The following is a 17,090-nucleotide window of genomic DNA, read 5'->3' as shown; positions in this document are numbered from 1 at the left end:
CCGATAGCCACGCAAGAACGCAAGACAAGACCGCAAGGACTCACAGGCTCGACCGCGAATGGATCTCCAAGCGAACGATGGGCCGTGCACACGATGCGCGGCCCATCGTTGCACTCTTCGGGATTCACACTTGAGGTTGCACGCTCGGGGTTGCGCGCTTTCGGGAATGCGCCGGTGCGGCGCATAGTTGAGGAGATTGCAAAGCCGCCAACCGCGGCTCACACCTGCCGAGGAGAACCATGAGCTCGCCCACCACTGCAACAGACGCCCAGCTTGCCCGTTGGGAGCGGTTCCGAGCGTCACGAAATGCAGCACTGGCCTCGAATCACGGCTGGCTGACGCTGACGTCGTTTCAGTGGCTCGAGTCGGAGCCTGCAGAAGTCGAGTTTGCCCCGGGACTGTGGTCAACGGATGGCACGACTGCAACCCTCACGGCCACCACTGCGGACGGCCTGACCCTCGTTGAGACCGGTGAGAGCGTTGATGGCACAGTGACGGCGACCCTGCAGGATGAAGAGTCCCTCATGTGGGTGCAGTACGGCGGTGCCGACGGGAAGCAGGTGGTGGTGGAGCTTGCGATGCGGGCGGACAAGTATGCCATCCGGACCAGGGACGCGGGCTCGCCCGTTTTTACGGACTTCGCTGGGGTTCCCACCTACGATTACAACCCGGACTGGGTGATTCAGGGTCGGTTCGAACCCTATGACCAGCCCGTGGATGTACCTATCGGAACGGCCAACCCTTTGGTGGACGGCGTTCATCGTTCGGTCGGGGAGGTGGTGTTCCGGGTTCCTGGCGTTGCCCATGAAGTCCGCCTCCATGCTGAGGAAGAGAAGCTCGGCGCCTTGAACGTGACCTTCCATGATGAGACCAACGGCGACACCACGGATGAGTGGAGGAAGGTTTTTATCCCCCGCCCACGCCCGGACGGATCCGTGGTGATCGATTTCAACCGCGCCATCAACTACCCGAGCGCTTTTACCCCCTATGGCACCTGCCCGATGCCGGTCCGCGGAAATTCCATTGATGTCCGCGTTGAGGCTGGCGAAAAGATCCCTCAGGAGTAAAGCGCCTGACTATACGATGGCAGAGACCCCCGTTACTGCCCGGCCCACGATCAATGAGTTGATCTCGTAGGAGCCCTCGTACGTGAAGATGGCCTCGGCGTCGGCAAAAATCTTGGCGATTTTGTAGTCGGTGACGATGCCGTTTCCGCCCAGGATGGAGCGGCCCAAGGCCACGCTTTCACGCATCCGTGCACTGCAGTAGGCCTTTGCGAGAGCCACTTGTGCCATATCGGCACCGCCGTGCAGGGCACCTTGCGCGTCGCGGGAAATGCCCTCTTGGAGTTGGGCTATCCGCACCATCATCCCCATGCTGGCCACGGCGTTGCCGAGCATGTCCACCAGATGCTGCTGGATCAACTGGAACCTGGCAAGGGGTTTACCGAACTGCAGTCGTTCCACCGCATACTGGCGCGCGACGTCGAAGGCTGCCAGCTGTTGGCCTACCGCCTGCCAGGCAACCATGATCCGCGAGCCGCGCAGCAGATGGTTGGTATCGGCAAAACTGCTGATACCGCCGAAACGGTCTGATTCTGCAACGTGCACGTCTTCGAAGAGGATGTCGGCGTTCTGGACTGTCCTCAGGGCAATCTTGTTCTCGATCCGGCTCCGAGTGATGCCCGGCAACGAGGCGTCCACGATGAAAGCCCGCACAGCGCCGTCGCTTTCGTCTTTGGCCCACACCAGCATGTAGTCGCAGAACGTCCCATTGCCGATCCAGCGTTTAGCACCGTTAATCACCCAGTAGTCACCGCCGTCGGAGGCTGCCCTTTCCACACACCGGGCTGTTGTCTGCATACCGCCGGCGACATCGGACCCATGCTCTGGTTCGGTGAGAGCGAAGGCCCCTGTGGTACGGAGGTTTGAGGCGTCGTCGAGGTATCTGTCCTGCTGGGCGTCGCTGCCAAAGTCGTAGAGCGACTCAACGAAGAGATCGTGGTGGACCATGAAGAACGTCGCGATGGAGGTGTCTACGCGGGTCATCTCGGCAATGACCAGCCCGGCGAACAGGTGTGTGTAACCGCGCTGGGCCGGGGCACTGAGGCGAAGGGCCGCGAGCTTGGGCAGGATGTGTTCGGGGAACTCGGCTTTGTCCCACCACTGCCCTGCGTAGGGGGCGATCTCGCTGGCCAGGAAGGAGCGGAGTTCGTTGAGTTTCCGCTGTTCCTGGACGCTGAGGAGAGACTCGAAGTCGAAGAAGTCGGCCGTGGGGAGGTCGGCCGCTGAGGCCGGCACCTTACCCACCATGCCGGCGGGTACTGGCCCGCCGCTGTAGTCGCCCATCATTTCAGGCCCATACGGATGGCGCCGTCCAGCCTGATTGTCTCGCCGTTCAGCATGGCATTTTCGACGATGTGTGCCGCTAGATTGGCGTATTCGGCGGCGCGCCCTAGACGGGCGGGGTGGGGAACCTGCTGGCCAAGGGATTCCTGGGCAGCCGGCGGCAACCCAGCCATCATGGGGGTTTCAAAGATCCCGGGCGCAATGGTGGCAACGCGGATCAGGGAGCGGGCGAACTCGCGGGCAAGGGGCAGTGTCATCGCCGCAACAGCACCTTTGGATGCGGCATACGCGGGCTGGCCGATCTGCCCTTCGAAAGCCGCTACGGACGCCGTGTTGATGATGACTCCGCGCTCCGGTCCGCCCAGTTCCGTGGAAACCGGCTCGCTTTCCACCATTGCTGCTGCTGCCAGGCGGATGACGTTGAAGGTTCCGACGAGGTTGATCTGGATGACCTTGTTGAAGGCTTCAAGGGGCAGAACCCCGTCGCGGCCCAGGACCTTGCCCGGCGTAGCGATGCCGGCGCAGTTAACAACTATTCGCAGGGTTCCCAGTGAAGCCGCGGCATCGACGGCGGCCTGCACCTGGGCTTCGTTGGTTACGTCCGCGGGGGCAAAGACGGCCTTGGGTTCCGAGCCTCCGCGGGTAGAACCAGTCGCGTTGGCAGAACCAGCAGCGTTCAACTCCGCCGCGTAATCCTCACCGGCAGAATTTGGCAGGTCCACCAGCACCACCGACGCCCCGCCGTCGAACAAGCGTTTGGCGGTTGCCGCGCCCAAGCCTGATGCCCCGCCAGTTACCAGCGCGACCGTGCCCTTGATGTCCATCCATCCTCCTTGATGCAGGCTCAAATCCGTTAATGCATGTTAACTGGAATTGTGAGCCAGCGCACCTCGGGCCGCCCGATAGGCTGGTTCAATGCCCACCGAAAGCAACCCCGCCGGCCAGCAACCACCCACAACGGAGGCAGCAGTGTGGGCGATTCGCGCAGACGAGGCCGCCCGTTCCGTCACGCGACTCTTCGGCCGACGGCTGCTTTTCCTCCCAGGCACCCACATCGGCGCCGTCAGCATCCCCTCCCGCGGCATCTGCAGCCTTCTCGGTCCATGGCATTACTGGTGGCAGGCGCACTACGTCGACTGCCTGGTGGATACAGGCCGCCGGGAACTGGCCACCAAGAGAAGGTTCGACGGCGACTCCCGCCCGAGCGCGGGACGGCTCGCTTCCCGGCTGGTCACCACCATCCGCCTCCGGAACTTCTTCAGGTTCGTCAACGATTACTACGACGACATGGCCTGGCTGGCACTGTCCACCCTCCGACTGGAAGAGCTGGCCGAGGAGACGCGAAAGCCCGGACGCCGCCGAAATGCCTATATTCGCCGGAAGCTAACGCTCCAATTCGATTCTGCTTCCACGGATGACTTGGGCGGCGGAACATTCTGGAGCACCAAGAGGGACTTCAAGAACACGCCCGCAACGGCCCCGGTTGCCCTGTACTACGCACGAACCGATCACCGTGAGCGGGCCCAAGCCCTGGTGAACTGGCTGAATGCCAAACTCCTTCACCCCGGCCCCGGCCTTTATCTTGATGGACTTCGCATACGGAATGGGGAGATCGTCCTTGAGGACGCGGTCTACACCTACAACCAAGGGCCAATCCTTGGGGCACTCCTGGAACTGGGCGGCGAGGAGAACCTGGACGGCGCCGCCCGTCTGATCGAAGCCGTTGCCCGGGAACTTACGGTTCCCGGCACCCGGGTAATCCATGGCGATGGAACCGGGGATGGAGGTCTCTTTACCGGCATCCTGATCCGGTACCTGGCGCTCGCTGCCAGGGATCAACGGCTTCAGGATTCCGCCCGTGACATCGCTAAAGTGCTCGTTCTCAACACAGCCCAGGCCTTCTGGGATGGCCGCAGGGAGTCCAGTGGTGATCCCAAATCTCCGGGCCTTACCTTCTCCCCCAACCCCTTGCGACCGGCGAGTGAAACGTATCCGGCGGGGACCTCCGTCGAGCTTTCCACCCAACTGCAGGCGTGGATGACGCTGGAGGCAGCGGCCGCGCTGGAAACTTAGTCCACGCTAATTACGGCACGCAATAGTTCCGTAATTGTTGTGATCCTCATCACTTAAACCCTCGTAGCTTTGGAAGCATAGGTTTGCCTAACCTACGCTTTTCTCAGCGGGCTCCCCAAACCCGTCCCGCTCACACGGACCCAAGCCCAAACTTGGCAATCTGTTCTTTGTTCGCAGAAAGAAGCCCTCATGAAGCTCTCCAAAAACGCGCTGGCGGGAATCGCCCTGCTCGCCTCTGCCGCCCTTGGCCTCACCGCCTGTGGTTCCAACGCCGGCACTCCCGCGGCCTCCGGTTCGCCGTCGTCAGACGCGGCTGCCTCCGGCGACGGCATCACGGTTTACAACGCGCAGCATGAGAGCCTCACCAAGGAATGGGTGGACGCGTTCACCAAGGAAACCGGCATCAAGGTCACCATGCGGCAGGGCTCGGATACCGAACTCTCCAACCAGATCGTCCAGGAAGGTGCTGCCTCCCCGGCAGACGTTTTCCTCACCGAGAACTCACCCGCGATGGCGCAGGTTGAGAATGCCGGACTGTTTGCCGATGTAGACAAGGCGACCCTGGACCAGGTCCCCGCTGAATTCCGGCCTTCCACGGGCAAGTGGACCGGCATCGCAGCCCGCTCCACGGTCCTGGTTTACGACAAGAACAAGATCAGCGAAGACAAGCTGCCCAAGTCGATGCTGGACTTGGCGAAGCCGGAGTGGAAGGGCAAGTGGGCCGCTTCGCCGTCGGGAGCCGACTTCCAGGCGATCGTCGCAGCGCTGCTTGAGCTCAAGGGCGAAGCCGCTACGGAAGAGTGGCTCAAGGGCATGAAGGAAAACTTCAAAGCCTACAAGGGCAACAGCACGGCAATGAAGGCCGTCAACGCCGGCGAAGTGGACGCCGCACTGATCTACCACTATTACTACTACGGCGATCAGGCCAAGACCGGCGAGAACTCCAAGAACGTCACGCCGTACTTCTTCAAGAACCAGGATCCGGGCGCGTTCCTTTCAGTCTCCGGCGGCGGTGTCCTGAAGTCGTCCAAGAAGGCAGCCGATGCCCAGGCGTTCCTGAAGTTCATTACCGGTAAGAAGGGCCAGGAAGTCCTGAAGACCGGCACCTCATTCGAGTACGCCATCGCCTCGCAGGTGGACGCCAATGACAAGCTTGTCCCGATCAAGGACCTGCAGGCGCCCACGGTTGACCCGGCCAAGCTGAACTCCACAAAGGTCACCGATCTGATGACCAAGGCAGGACTCCTGTAATTCTGTGACCACTGATCTATCGGCTCCCGACCTCCCACAGTCGCCCGGGAGCACGACGACGGCGGGCAAGGGCAAGCGCCCTCGCCCGCCATTCGGCGTTTCCACGGTGTCGTTGTTGGCGGTGTTGATCGCCCTGTTTTCCCTGATGCCCCTGGGCTACGTCATCTTCATGACGGCAGCGACAGGCTGGGACACCGCCGTCGCACTGATCGTTCGCCCGCGGGTGGGCGAACTGCTGTTGAACACCATCATGCTGATGGTCCTCACGGTGCCGTTGTGCCTCATCCTGGGGGTGGGCGGCGCCTGGCTGGTGGAGCGAACCAAGCTGCGTGGAAACCGGTGGTGGGCGGTTGCGCTGGCTGCACCGCTGGCCATCCCCGCCTTCGTCAACAGCTATGCGTGGGTCTCGGCTGTACCTTCCCTGCAGGGAATCTGGTCCGGCGTCCTGATCGCCACATTGTCCTATTTCCCGCTGGTCTATATCCCCGCGGCGGCCACGCTGGGGCGATTGGATCCGGCGATCGAACAATCTGCCGCATCGCTCGGACTCGGTACCTGGGCCGTGTTCTTCCGGGTAGTGCTCCCGCAGCTTCGTATCGCAATGACCGGCGGCGCGCTGCTGGTGGCGTTGCACCTCCTTGCCGAGTATGGCGCTTTCGCAATGATCCGCTTTGATACCTTCACGACGGCGATCATGGTCCAGTTCCAGTCGACGTTCAACGGCACTGCCGGAAACATGCTGGCCAGTGTCCTGGTCTTCCTTTGTCTGCTTCTTCTCCTTGCTGAAGTCAAGAGCCGAGGCACAGCCCGCTACGCGCGGATTGGCTCAGGCGCCCAAGCGAAAGCAACACGGGCGCCCTTGGGCGGATACCAGGCTCCGGCTCAGCTCGCTTTGCTGGCCCTGACAGCCCTGGCGTTTGGGCTTCCTGTCTGGTTCGTCCTGCGCTGGCTTTCTGCCGGAGGCGCCGAGGTATGGGCCGCCGACGAATTCCTGCCCGCGCTGCTGCAAACCCTCTTGTACGGGGCTGTCGGTGCCGCAGTTACCACGATCGTGGCTTTTCCCATGGCCTACTTGGCAGTCCGGCATCCCAGCTGGTTCAGCAAGATGCTCGAACTGTCCAACTATGTGACCAGCTCCCTGCCCGGCATTGTGGTTGGCCTCGCCTTCGTCACCGTCAGCATCCGCGCAGTCCCCGGCATCTATCAAAGTGCCGGCGTGCTGGTGGCCGCCTATGTCTTGCTCTTCCTTCCCCGCGCACTGGTCAACATCCGCTCCGGGCTGGCCCAGGCACCCAAGGAGCTCGATGAAGCCGCTCAATCCCTTGGCAAAGCTCCGCTGGTGTCCTTCTTCAGGGTGACGCTCCGGCTCACGGCGCCGGCGGCGGCAGGCGGGGCCGCGCTTGTCTTCCTTGCTATCGTCAACGAACTCACGGCCACCCTTCTTCTTTCGCCCAATGGAACCCGCACCCTGGCGACGGAGTTCTGGAGCAAGAGCAGCGAAATCGACTACGCCGGGGCTGCACCTTATGCGCTTTTGATGATCGTGCTTTCCGCCCCGATGACCTACCTTCTTTTCCAACAGTCCAAGAAAGTAGCCGGACAGTGACCGAACAATCTCCCTCCAGGCTCCCGTCACCGCGAGTGGCTCCCTCCATTGTGCCCACCACCAACACGCACTTGGACATCGCTGAGGTCACAAAGAACTTCGGTTCCCAGGCTGTCCTGAAGGGGGTCAATCTTTCGGTGGCCAAGGGTGGAACCACGGCCATTGTTGGTCCTTCAGGCTCCGGCAAAACCACACTGCTTCGCTTGATCGCGGGTTTTGAGCATCCAGACACCGGGACCATTGCGCTGAACGGATCAACGGTTGCGGGCAATGGAGTGTGGTTCCCTGCGCACAAACGACAAGTGGGATACGTCGCCCAGGATGGGGCTCTTTTCCCGCATCTGACCGTGGGACAGAACGTCGCTTTTGGTCTGGATTCCGGAAAGCTCGACGGCGGCCGCCGGGCCGTTGCTTCCCGTGTCCAGGAACTGCTCGAAATGGTGTCGCTGGACGCCTCGATGGCGAAGCGACGTCCGCACCAGTTGTCCGGTGGGCAGCAACAGCGCGTCGCCCTGGCACGTGCGCTGGCCCGCGAACCGGAGCTCATGTTGCTGGATGAACCCTTCTCCGCTCTTGACGCCGGGCTCCGTGTAGCTACGCGCCGGGCCGTTGCCAAGGTGCTCAACGCAGCCGGCGTCACCACCATCCTGGTGACGCACGACCAAGCTGAAGCTCTTTCCTTTGCCGACCAGGTGGCCATCATGCGCGGCGGAAAACTGGCACAGATCGGCAACCCCTTTGTGGTCTACACGCGCCCAGCAGACCGCGCGACAGCCGAATTCCTAGGCGACGCAGTAATCCTGGACGCGTGGATGGAAGGATCCCTGGCCACCTGTTCCCTGGGCGGAATTCCGGTCCGCCGGCCACCGGCACAGGGCAAAGTTCAGCTCATGCTCCGCCCCGAGCAGATCCGGATCGCACCCGACGGCCCGATCCGGGGCGTGGTTGTGGACACGGACTACTTCGGTCCCGAGACCACCGTTCGAATACAGCTCTCCGCTTACACCGCGGCTGACGGCGTCTTATCCGGGAATGGCCACCGTTACCCCGGCGGAGGCGAGATCATCACCATCCGGCACTGGAACGCGTCCATCACCAAACCTGGAACTGTGCTTAGCCTGCGCGTGGTGGGCGAGGGTGTGGCGTTCCCGCCCGAGGCATGATTACTTAGGCCCTGACGCTACTGGGGCCCTGGCGCCGGGCGTTTCTTCTGCGGGTACGGTGCCTCGTGCCGAGCAAGCATCTCCACAAAATCGGCGATCTTGCGCTCCCTCGTGTCTGCCCTTTTGACGAGGTTGGTCCGGTGTATGAGAGCGAAGCGGTTTTGGGACGTCAGGACGTCGAACATGGCCTGCGCCTCGGGAACAGCCGCGATGGCAGCTGCGAGATCATCGGGAACCACTGAATCCGCGGGTCCGGCATAGGCAGCTTCCCATCGCCCGTCGGCTTTGGCAGCGTCCACGGCGGCCCACCCGGCGGCGGTCATTTTCCCTTCCTTGTCCAAGCGGGCAATGTGCCCAACGTTGCGTGCCGACCAGATGCTGCGGCGGCTCCGGGGTGTCATGCGCTGGAAGTAGCTTTCGGCGTCGCGGCTTTTGGATTGGCCGTCGATCCAGCCGAAACAGAGCGCCTCGTCCAACGCGGCGTCGTAGTCCAACTCTGTGACGTTCCCGCCCTTTTTGTGCAGGACCAGCCACACGCCAGGACTGTCAACCGCGTGCTCCTCGAGCCACGCCCGCCACTCGGTGGCATCCTTGACGATCAATTCTTCGAGCTCGATAGGCATGGGTTCATTCTGCTGCAAACCGGACGGCATAGGCTGGAGGACGGAAGCCGAAATGCCAGTGAAGCCATGCCAGGAGGACCCATGTTGCGAGCCCGCCCCATCCACTTCACCTCACGCCCGGAACAGTGGGCTGAGCTGCTGGAAGCCTTGGGCCTGGTCTCCACCTTTGAGGACAAGGATTGGTTCGAGTTCGACGCCGGCTCCGGTCGCCTTGCGCTGCGTCGCGTACAGCATGACGCAGCGGCGCACGACCCCGCAGGTCCTCAGGATGGCACCACGGTCTTCGGCGTCGAGGTTGGCGTGCTGGACGAGTTTGCCCGGCGCACGCAGGAAGACGGGACCATCGCAGAGCTCACCGAGGCTTCGCACGGCCAGACCGTTCAGGTCACGGCCCGGGATGGCTTCACATTCCTGGCTGACCCCGCCCAACGAGCCGCGGACGGCACCTGGGCCACGTCGGACAAAGCAGACCCTGCTCTTGCCGTTGTAGCCATCTGGGTGAGTCCCGGCGTCGACGATTCCGCGCAGGAGCTTCGCAACATCGGCGCCCGGCCCCGGAGCTCGGATGACGAATCAGCAACCTTCACAACCAAAAACGGCGGAATCCTGCGTGTGATCCACGGTGCGGCTGCGGAGTCCGGCGACCTCGCTTTTGAATACGACGGCGATCTGGACCCTCTGCTGCTCAGACTCCACGAAGCAGGAATAGAGGCGCGGATCAGCGAGGGCGTGCTGTACGTCGCCAACCCTGATGCTGTGGGCGGCTCCGCGCCGGCGTCAATCGTGGTTGAGCGGACGCCGGACGTGCGCAACCAAACATAGCCAGCAGCTTAATGCGGCAGCACCCGGGGGCCCTGCCACCGAACTTCGGCCTGGGATGGGGTAGAACTTAACCATGAGCGTACGTACACCCGACCCGTATCCAGGCTGGCTTTCCGACGAAGACCTCTTCGAAGCCCGCGGCCGTCTTCCCATGGTTTACGTGGAGGCAGTCCCCGTCCGCCTTGATCCGCTCGGGTACGTCAATGAAGTCGGCTCCCTCCTGCAGGGTGACGCCGACGGCAACATGGTGCGCTACCTCGTCTCCGGGCGTGTCCTCTACCGTGAAACCATCCGTGCAGCCCTGCTGCGGCACATGGAAAAAGACCTCGGCCCCCTCGCATTCCCGCAGCTGCCCATCAGCCCTGTTCCCTTCACTGTGGCCGAATACTTCCCCGCGCCGTCCCAGACGGGATTCACCGATGACCGTCAGCACGCAGTGTCGCTGGTCTTCATCATCCCGGTCACTGGGGAATGCGAACCGCGCCAGGACGCCCTGGAACTCACGTGGATGACGCCGCAGGAAGTCCTGAGCGAGGACGTGCAGCAGGAGTTCGAGGGCGGCCGCGGGAACCTGGTGCGCCAGGCGCTGGCTTTCTCCGGCATCGTCCTTTAGCTCGGCATCGTCGTCTAGCTCCGTCGTCGTCCTCTAGCGGGTCCCGACCTCCCTCGGCGGCCGGAGTTTGTAGACTGGACGGCGGACCGCAAGAGAACCAAAGGACTTCCGATGACTCACAGCCCAGCCTCACAGCAATACCGCGAAAAGCAGGCTGGGGACCTGCAACCCGGAGACTTTGTGTTCCTGCCCGGAGACGGGCCCGCCGAGGAAATCGGCACTATCGAGGTCCAGAACGATGATTACGGCGTACCCGCGCTGCTGCTCGTGACAACGGTCGACGGCGCTGCGGTACGGGTCGCTCTGGGGTCCAGTGTGCCCGTGGGGGACGGAGTTTCCGCTGGCTTGGGAACGTCTGGCTCTGGGGCATCTGACTCTTCCGCAGTTGGTGTTCCGGAATCCGAAGCCGCCACCGGCAACAGCACTTCCGCGGAAGACGATGTGGACCCTGAAGCTGGGCCCGCCGTCGTCGTCCCGCCGCGCCCGGAGACGCCGCCTGCGCTCGCGCCGGTCCCGGAAGAGCTCGCGCTCATCCCCGAGCCGGAGGGGACGCCTGAAGCTGTAGTCCGCGCCGCCGTCGCCAATCACAAGGGCAAGAACGGCGTCCAGGTGCTCGCCGAGAGGCTGGCCAAGGGCATCAACACCAAGTCTGGAAGCTGCCTCCGGGACCTCAGTAATTTGGCGTTCGATCTCTGCATCGTGCTGCGCGACCCGGATAATGCGCTGAGGGTGGCGGATCTCCTGAACGTGCTGCCCTTTGACGGCAACCCCGACCGCTGGGCGTCGATTAAACGCGCGCTGGCACTCTCAAGCTTCATCTGCCGGGAGGGCGGGCAAACTGAACGTGCGGCTGTGTACGAGAAATTGTTGCGCGCCCATGAGTCAGAGGAAACGGACCCCTTCAAGGCGCGCATCGCCGCCAAGGTCCGCCAGCGCGCACTGAACGAACCGAATCTGTACGACAAGGAAATCTTTCGCGCAATCGACAACGGCAACCATGAAGCGGAGCGGGAATGGCGCTTCCTTCGCCTCGAATCGCTGCTGTTCCTGCGGGCCCACGGTGGATCCGAAACCCTGGGAGAAGAGGAATTGGGCCGTCGGATCGGCATCGAACTGGATGCAGTGCGCGCCTGATCATTTCAAGACCTGTTTTACGGACGCGAACGGCGGTAGATTCGGGGCCATGACGAACAATCTGAGCGTTGTGGTTAATGCCGACGCGCAGCAGGTTTGGACAATGCTGCGCGAACCCTCGCTGGTGGCTCAATGGCACGGGTGGGAAGCCGATGACCTCGCCGACGAAATCAAACAGATCTACTTCCATCCCGATGTGGTGGAAAATCCGGATCACACCAAGCTGACCGTCCATGGCGGGGATGAATTTGAACTCCACCCCGTTTCCGGCGGTACCGAAGTCAAGGTCACGCGCGCAGCGCTGGACCACGATTCCGAGTGGGCTGAGTGGGACGAGGACATCACCCAAGGGTGGCTCACGTTCCTGCAACAACTCCGCTTCGCCCTTGAGCGGCACCCGCACGGTCATCGGCGAACGCACTTCGTATCGCTTCCCGGCAGTGGTGGTCCGGCCATCGAAAAGCTGGGGCTGGGCGATCTCCCGCCGGTCGGCGATGACTACTCCCTCACACTTGGCACCGGCGAGAAAATCTCCGGCCGCGTGTGGTTCAAGAGCCGGCACCAAGTGGGCCTCACCGTACACAGCTACGCGGAGCACGGCGATGGGCTGCTAATCGTGGCGGAGCAGCTGCCGATTCCGGAGAAAAGGCCCGACGGCGGCTCCATGGTGATTGCCTCCACGTACGAGTTGGGGGCTCACACCTTGGCGGACATCCGGTCGTCGTGGGACAACTGGAAGGCTGAGAACTACAGCTCCTAGGCGGGCTCCGCAGGTTACCCGCGGTAAAGCTGGCACACTTGGTAGCGTGCCAGCTTCCGCTTTCCTGCCCTCGTCCTCTCCGTCCACTGCCTTGCCGGGTACTTCTTCACGGGCATCCGGGTTCTCCTTTTCGGTGGGCCAGCGCCTGACCGAAACGTGTTCGCCGTCGGACGCGTTGGTCGACGCCAATGGCGGCACTTTCCTGGGCCGAACCGGAACTATCACCACCCCGCACGGAACCATCCAGACGCCCGCGTTTATCGCCGTCGGGACCAAAGCGACGGTCAAGGCCGTGCTGCCCGAGTCCATTGCCGGGCTGGGTGCGCAGGCAGTGCTCGCCAACGCCTACCATCTATACCTGCAGCCGGGTCCGGAGATTCTCGACGCCGCCGGCGGGCTGGGCGCTTTCATGAATTGGTCCGGGCCGACGTTCACGGATTCAGGTGGGTTCCAGGTCATGAGCCTGGGCTCGGGCTTCAAGAAGGTCATCGACATGAAGAATGTGGACACGTCGGGGCCCGATGACGCGGTGGCACCTGGCAAGGAACGGCTGGCACACATTGATGACGACGGCGTGTGGTTCAAGTCGCACCTCAACGGGGACCGGCATCGCTTCTCCCCCGAGATCTCCATGCAGGTCCAGCATCAGATCGGCGCTGACATTATGTTCGCGTTCGACGAGCTGACAACCTTGCAGAACTCCCGGGCGTACCAGGAGGAGTCGCTGGAGCGGACGCGTTTGTGGGCACTGCGGTGTTTGGAAGAACATGCCCGTTTGACTTCCGCCCGCGTCGGGAAGCCGTACCAGGCGCTGTTCGGCGTGATCCAGGGTGCGCAATACGAGGACCTGCGCCGAAAGGCCTGCCGGGACCTCGGGGCCATGCCCTTTGATGGATACGGGATCGGCGGCGCGTTGGAGAAGGAGAACCTGGGCACCATCGTGCGGTGGTGCAATGAGGAACTTCCCGAGGACAAGCCACGGCATCTGCTGGGCATTTCCGAGCCAGACGATATCTTTACGGCAATCGAGAACGGGGCCGACACTTTCGACTGCGTCTCACCCACCCGTGTGGCCCGGAATTCCGCGTTCTATACGCCCTCCGGCCGGTTCAACCTATCCGGTGCCCGCTATAAGGCCGATTTCGGACCGCTGCAGGATGACTGCGACTGTTACACCTGCGGAAACTATTCGCGTGCGTACATCCACCACCTCTACAAGGCGAAGGAGATGGTCTCGGCGACACTGATCTCCATCCACAATGAGCGTTTCGTGGTGAAGATGGTGGACGATGCGCGGTTGGCCATCGAGTCCGGGGATTTCTTCGAGTTCAAAGCTGAGACGCTGGGCCGGTACTACTCGAAAGGCAGGGCGTCGTAGCTTAGTACGGCTAGGCCGCGACTACCCCGTAGCTCGGCTCGCGCTTCTTGATCCAGCCAACAACCATTACGGTGACAGGCACGAACAGGAACTCCACGCCGGTCTTGTAGACGAAGCCCACCAAGACGTAGTTGGCGAACATTCCAAAGTCCGTGATGCCAATGACCGAGGCTGCGATGCTGCAGAAAATCAGGGTGTCCACGAATTCACCCACCACGGAGGAACCCATAAGGCGCGCCCAAAGGGTCTTTTCACCAGTGCGTGCCTTCATCTTCACGAGGATCCAGGAGTTGATGGTCTGTCCGGCAAGGAAAGCCAGCAGCGAGGCAAGGACGATCTGCGGCACGGGTCCAAGCGCCCCCTCGATTGCTGCCTGCTTCGCGGTTCCATATTCGTCGTCGAAGCCGGGCAGCGCGATGATCACCCAGTAGCAAAACGAGGCGAACACCGAGAGCGCGAACGACGTGACGATGGCTTTGCGCGCAACCTTGAAGCCATAGACCTCGCTCATTACGTCGCCCAGGATGTAGGCCAGCGGGAACAGGAAGAACCCGCCATCTGTGATGATGGGGCCGAGTACCACTCCCTTGGAAGCGCCAATGTTGGACAGGATCAGCACCACGGCCATGATGGCCAACATGATGCCGAAGTATGGGGAGCCGATCGAAGCGAAGCGGGGTGCGGGCTTGCTCAATGTGCTGGAGCCAGAGGGCGAGGTCATGGGTCATCCATTTCGTAGTGGTTCGCGCAGGCGCCCGTGAAGCACGGCGCCCCGCTGTATTAGCACTGTGGTTGGTGAGGCATTCAGCCCGACACCGGTTTTATTGTCCCACCCCCGGATGCTCTCTCACATCCCACACCGTTTTGGCCCATCCCTCTCTCACATAACCGAGGGCTTTTCTGGATCCTCGCTCACATAATCCCCCCGTTTGGCGAATGCTCGTTCACATCACTCGATCACGCCAATGGTCCTGAGTGGCGACAATGGAAGTCGAAGTATCGGGGAACCCTGTCCGAGTAGTCAGCGTAGGACTGGCCGAATTCCCGCCGAAGCATCTTCTCTTCCCACAACGTGCCAAAGTGTTCCACCAGGATTCCAGCGGGCAGAGTAGCGAGCGTCCAGGGCGAACCTCTGAAGATCCCCACGCCCGAGTGGATCAGCCACCACCCGAGGTACATCGGATGGCGGCTGGCGGCATACGGGCCGGTGGTGACCAGGCCCTCGGGGCGCTCCAACGAAAAGGTGCCGGTCGTTTGGCGCCGACGTTCCGCCACCGCCCACGCGGTAAAACCAACCCCTGCCAGAGCCAAGCCGAGGCCGACGGTTCTGCGCACGGTCCCGGGCGCTTGAACAGGAGCAGCATGCAGACGGTCAAGGGCCGCATCCAGCACCAAGCCAACCACTTGGCCCGGTGGCAGTGGGGTGGTCCGGTAGAGGCTGCCCAAAGCGCGCACTGTCCGGTCGATCGACCCGAGAACGGAGGCCATGCCTGAAGACTAATCGCACCTGGCCCCCGTCCACCAGCCACTCATTTGCGCTGAACGGGACAGCTCGAAATCTCGCGCATAGGCTTCGGAGCAAGCGGCCATGTGAGAGAACATTGCCCAAAACCGGTGATGATCTGCGAGAGGATCACTCAAAACCTAAGGAAGTGTTAGGAAATCGCTTCCGGCGTTGGCTGTGCCCTGTATCACCCATAGTTTGGATTATGTCCTCTTCACCCATGGAGGACCTTTCTTAGTCGACGAAGAGCCATGCGCAAGGACGCCATGAGCACGAGCTTCATGGACAGAACGAACTCATGCAAGACACGGCCGCGGCAAAACGCTGCCGTCCAGGAAGGTTCATTGATGAGCACCCAACAAGTTGCGCCCCTCAGCGAGGCCGCGCAGACACGCAAGGCCGTGAGTAACATCCTCAAAGGCTCCGCGGGCAACCTCGTGGAGTGGTTCGATCTCTACGTCTATACGGTTTTCGCGGCGTATTTCCAGTCGCACTTTTTCAACTCCTCTGACGATCTGCAGGCTGGCCTTGAAGCGATGGCGGTCTTCTCGACGTCGTTCCTCATGCGTCCCATCGGCAGCTGGTTCTTCGGCCGTTACGCCGACCGCAAGGGCCGCAAGGCCGCTCTGACCCTCAGCGTGACCATGATGTCGGCCGGTTCGTTTGCCATTGCGCTCCTGCCAACCCAGGACGTGATTGGGCTCTGGGCATTGATCCTGCTGGTCTTTATCCGCGTTGTGCAGGGCTTCTCGGTGGGCGGCGAATATGGCACCAGCGCCACCTATATGTCCGAGGCTGCCACTGCCAAGCGCCGCGGTTTCTTCTCGAGCTTCCAGTACGTAACGCTCATTGGCGGGCAGATGCTGGCCCTCCTGGTGCTGGTGATCCTGCAGAACACCATGGGCAAGGAAGACCTGACGGCCTGGGGCTGGCGCATTCCTTTCGCGATTGGTGGCGTCGCTGCGTTGGTTGTCCTCTGGCTTCGCCGGTCCATGGAAGAGACGCTTTCCGCCGATCAGCTCCGCGCCGCGCACGTGAAGGTTGAAGGCGAGGCACAGCCGGGGACTATGAAGCTGCTGTTCACCAAGCACTGGAAGCCGCTGCTCATCTGCATTGGCATCACGCTCGGTGGCACCGTGGCGTTCTACACGTACACCAACTTCATCCTGAAGTTCATGAACGATACGTCCGGTATCGCCAAGACCGATACCTCCGTCATCAACTTCTGGGCATTGTTCATCTTCATGTTGCTCCAGCCGGTCTATGGCTTGATTTCGGACAAGATCGGCCGCAAGCCGCTGCTGATTTGGTTCGGCGTTACGGGTGTACTGTTCACATGGCCTTTGCTCTCCACGCTGTCCGGAACCAAGGATCCGTTTATGGCGTTCCTGCTCATGCTGGGCGGCCTGCTCATGGTTGGCGGCTACACCTCCATCAATGCGCTGGTGAAGGCTGAGCTGTTCCCGGCATCGATCCGAGCCCTGGGTGTCGGCCTGGGATATGCGATCGCGAACTCGCTGTTCGGCGGCACGGTTCCGCTGATTGGCGCCGCTCTGCAGAAGGCCGGGCAGGTGGATATGTTCTTCACCTATGTGACTGCCGCGATCTTCATCTCGCTGCTTGTATACATCTTCGCGTTGAAGAACAAGAAGGCCACGCACTTGGACGCCGAGCAGGGAAGCGCCTTCGCCGCGAAGGGCTCTACCTCGCAGGACGCCGACGAGGACAAGAAGGACCTCGCCAACGCCTAAACCTGCTGGGCCAGCGCCTAGAACGGCTGGCTTGTGAGGCCCGTTCTGCGCCCTTTGGACACTC

16 protein-coding genes are annotated in these 17,090 nt (G+C 62.0%); 11 read left to right on the top strand and 5 right to left on the bottom strand.

From position 1 onward, the window contains the following. Window positions 1–239 precede the first annotated feature (239 nt). Window positions 240–1,067 (top strand): DUF1684 domain-containing protein, encoded by an 828-nt coding sequence (locus ACFX4T_RS11250; protein ID WP_377651876.1) that lies wholly within the window; start codon window positions 240–242, stop codon window positions 1,065–1,067. A 9-nt stretch (window positions 1,068–1,076) separates the two neighbouring features. On the opposite strand, the gene ACFX4T_RS11245 is transcribed toward ACFX4T_RS11250, so the two are convergent. Further along, a complete protein-coding gene (locus ACFX4T_RS11245; protein WP_377652042.1) occupies window positions 1,077–2,348 on the bottom strand; it encodes an acyl-CoA dehydrogenase family protein in 1,272 nt (423 codons plus the stop codon). Beyond that, the gene (locus ACFX4T_RS11240; protein WP_377651875.1) at window positions 2,348–3,172 is read right to left on the bottom strand and encodes an SDR family NAD(P)-dependent oxidoreductase; all 825 of its coding nucleotides are present in this window, start codon (window positions 3,170–3,172) and stop codon (window positions 2,348–2,350) included. Before ACFX4T_RS11240 ends, ACFX4T_RS11245 begins: the two co-directional genes overlap by 1 nt. Before the next feature lie 91 nt (window positions 3,173–3,263). Between ACFX4T_RS11240 and ACFX4T_RS11235 the strand changes: the two genes are divergently transcribed. From ACFX4T_RS11235 to ACFX4T_RS11220, 4 genes are all read left to right on the top strand, one after another. Further along, the gene (locus ACFX4T_RS11235) at window positions 3,264–4,421 is read left to right on the top strand and encodes a glycoside hydrolase family 76 protein (RefSeq protein WP_377651874.1); all 1,158 of its coding nucleotides are present in this window, start codon (window positions 3,264–3,266) and stop codon (window positions 4,419–4,421) included. 189 nt (window positions 4,422–4,610) lie between these two features. Next, entirely contained in the window at window positions 4,611–5,672 is a 1,062-nt protein-coding gene (locus ACFX4T_RS11230; RefSeq protein ID WP_377651873.1) for an iron ABC transporter substrate-binding protein, read from the top strand. A gap of 4 nt (window positions 5,673–5,676) precedes the next feature. Then, window positions 5,677–7,278: an ABC transporter permease gene (locus tag ACFX4T_RS11225; protein ID WP_377651872.1), complete on the top strand. Its 1,602-nt coding sequence runs from the start codon at window positions 5,677–5,679 to the stop codon at window positions 7,276–7,278. Beyond that, window positions 7,275–8,441: an ABC transporter ATP-binding protein gene (locus ACFX4T_RS11220; RefSeq protein WP_216921631.1), complete on the top strand. Its 1,167-nt coding sequence runs from the start codon at window positions 7,275–7,277 to the stop codon at window positions 8,439–8,441. Before ACFX4T_RS11225 ends, ACFX4T_RS11220 begins: the two co-directional genes overlap by 4 nt. A 17-nt stretch (window positions 8,442–8,458) precedes the next feature. Here the strand turns inward: ACFX4T_RS11220 and ACFX4T_RS11215 are convergent, their stop codons facing one another. Then, entirely contained in the window at window positions 8,459–9,064 is a 606-nt protein-coding gene (locus tag ACFX4T_RS11215; protein ID WP_377651871.1) for a YdeI family protein, read from the bottom strand. Window positions 9,065–9,145: 81 nt separating this feature from the next. Between ACFX4T_RS11215 and ACFX4T_RS11210 the strand changes: the two genes are divergently transcribed. The 5 genes from ACFX4T_RS11210 (at window position 9,146) to tgt (ending at window position 13,771) form a co-directional block, all read left to right on the top strand. Further along, window positions 9,146–9,886, top strand: coding sequence for a hypothetical protein (locus ACFX4T_RS11210; protein ID WP_223947916.1), 741 nt, complete (start codon window positions 9,146–9,148; stop codon window positions 9,884–9,886). A gap of 73 nt (window positions 9,887–9,959) precedes the next feature. After that, window positions 9,960–10,499, top strand: coding sequence for an NUDIX hydrolase family protein (locus ACFX4T_RS11205; protein WP_216921639.1), 540 nt, complete (start codon window positions 9,960–9,962; stop codon window positions 10,497–10,499). Between the two features lie 111 nt (window positions 10,500–10,610). Further along, complete coding sequence (locus tag ACFX4T_RS11200) at window positions 10,611–11,633, top strand: DUF6707 family protein (RefSeq protein WP_377651868.1); 1,023 nt, start codon at window positions 10,611–10,613, stop codon at window positions 11,631–11,633. Between the two features lie 49 nt (window positions 11,634–11,682). Then, window positions 11,683–12,393, top strand: coding sequence for an SRPBCC domain-containing protein (locus ACFX4T_RS11195; protein WP_377651867.1), 711 nt, complete (start codon window positions 11,683–11,685; stop codon window positions 12,391–12,393). A gap of 46 nt (window positions 12,394–12,439) precedes the next feature. Next, on the top strand, window positions 12,440–13,771 hold the full coding sequence (tgt, locus tag ACFX4T_RS11190) for a tRNA guanosine(34) transglycosylase Tgt (RefSeq protein WP_223947913.1): 1,332 nt from the start codon (window positions 12,440–12,442) through the stop codon (window positions 13,769–13,771). 10 nt (window positions 13,772–13,781) lie between these two features. On the opposite strand, the gene ACFX4T_RS11185 is transcribed toward tgt, so the two are convergent. Both ACFX4T_RS11185 and ACFX4T_RS11180 read right to left on the bottom strand, forming a co-directional pair. Beyond that, a complete protein-coding gene (locus ACFX4T_RS11185) occupies window positions 13,782–14,492 on the bottom strand; it encodes a queuosine precursor transporter (protein WP_377651865.1) in 711 nt (236 codons plus the stop codon). A 236-nt stretch (window positions 14,493–14,728) separates the two neighbouring features. Then, window positions 14,729–15,259, bottom strand: a complete 531-nt coding sequence (locus ACFX4T_RS11180) for a methyltransferase family protein (protein WP_377651864.1) — start codon at window positions 15,257–15,259, stop codon at window positions 14,729–14,731. Between the two features lie 363 nt (window positions 15,260–15,622). Between ACFX4T_RS11180 and ACFX4T_RS11175 the strand changes: the two genes are divergently transcribed. Then, a complete protein-coding gene (locus tag ACFX4T_RS11175; protein ID WP_377651862.1) occupies window positions 15,623–17,026 on the top strand; it encodes an MFS transporter in 1,404 nt (467 codons plus the stop codon). The last annotated feature ends 64 nt before the right edge of the window (window positions 17,027–17,090 follow it).

Source organism: Paenarthrobacter sp. YIM B13468 (assembly GCF_042788025.1).
Classification (GTDB): Bacteria; Actinomycetota; Actinomycetes; order Actinomycetales; family Micrococcaceae; genus Arthrobacter; species Arthrobacter aromaticivorans.
Note: the sequence above shows the minus strand (reverse complement) of the source record. Positions and strands in the feature narration are given on the sequence as shown.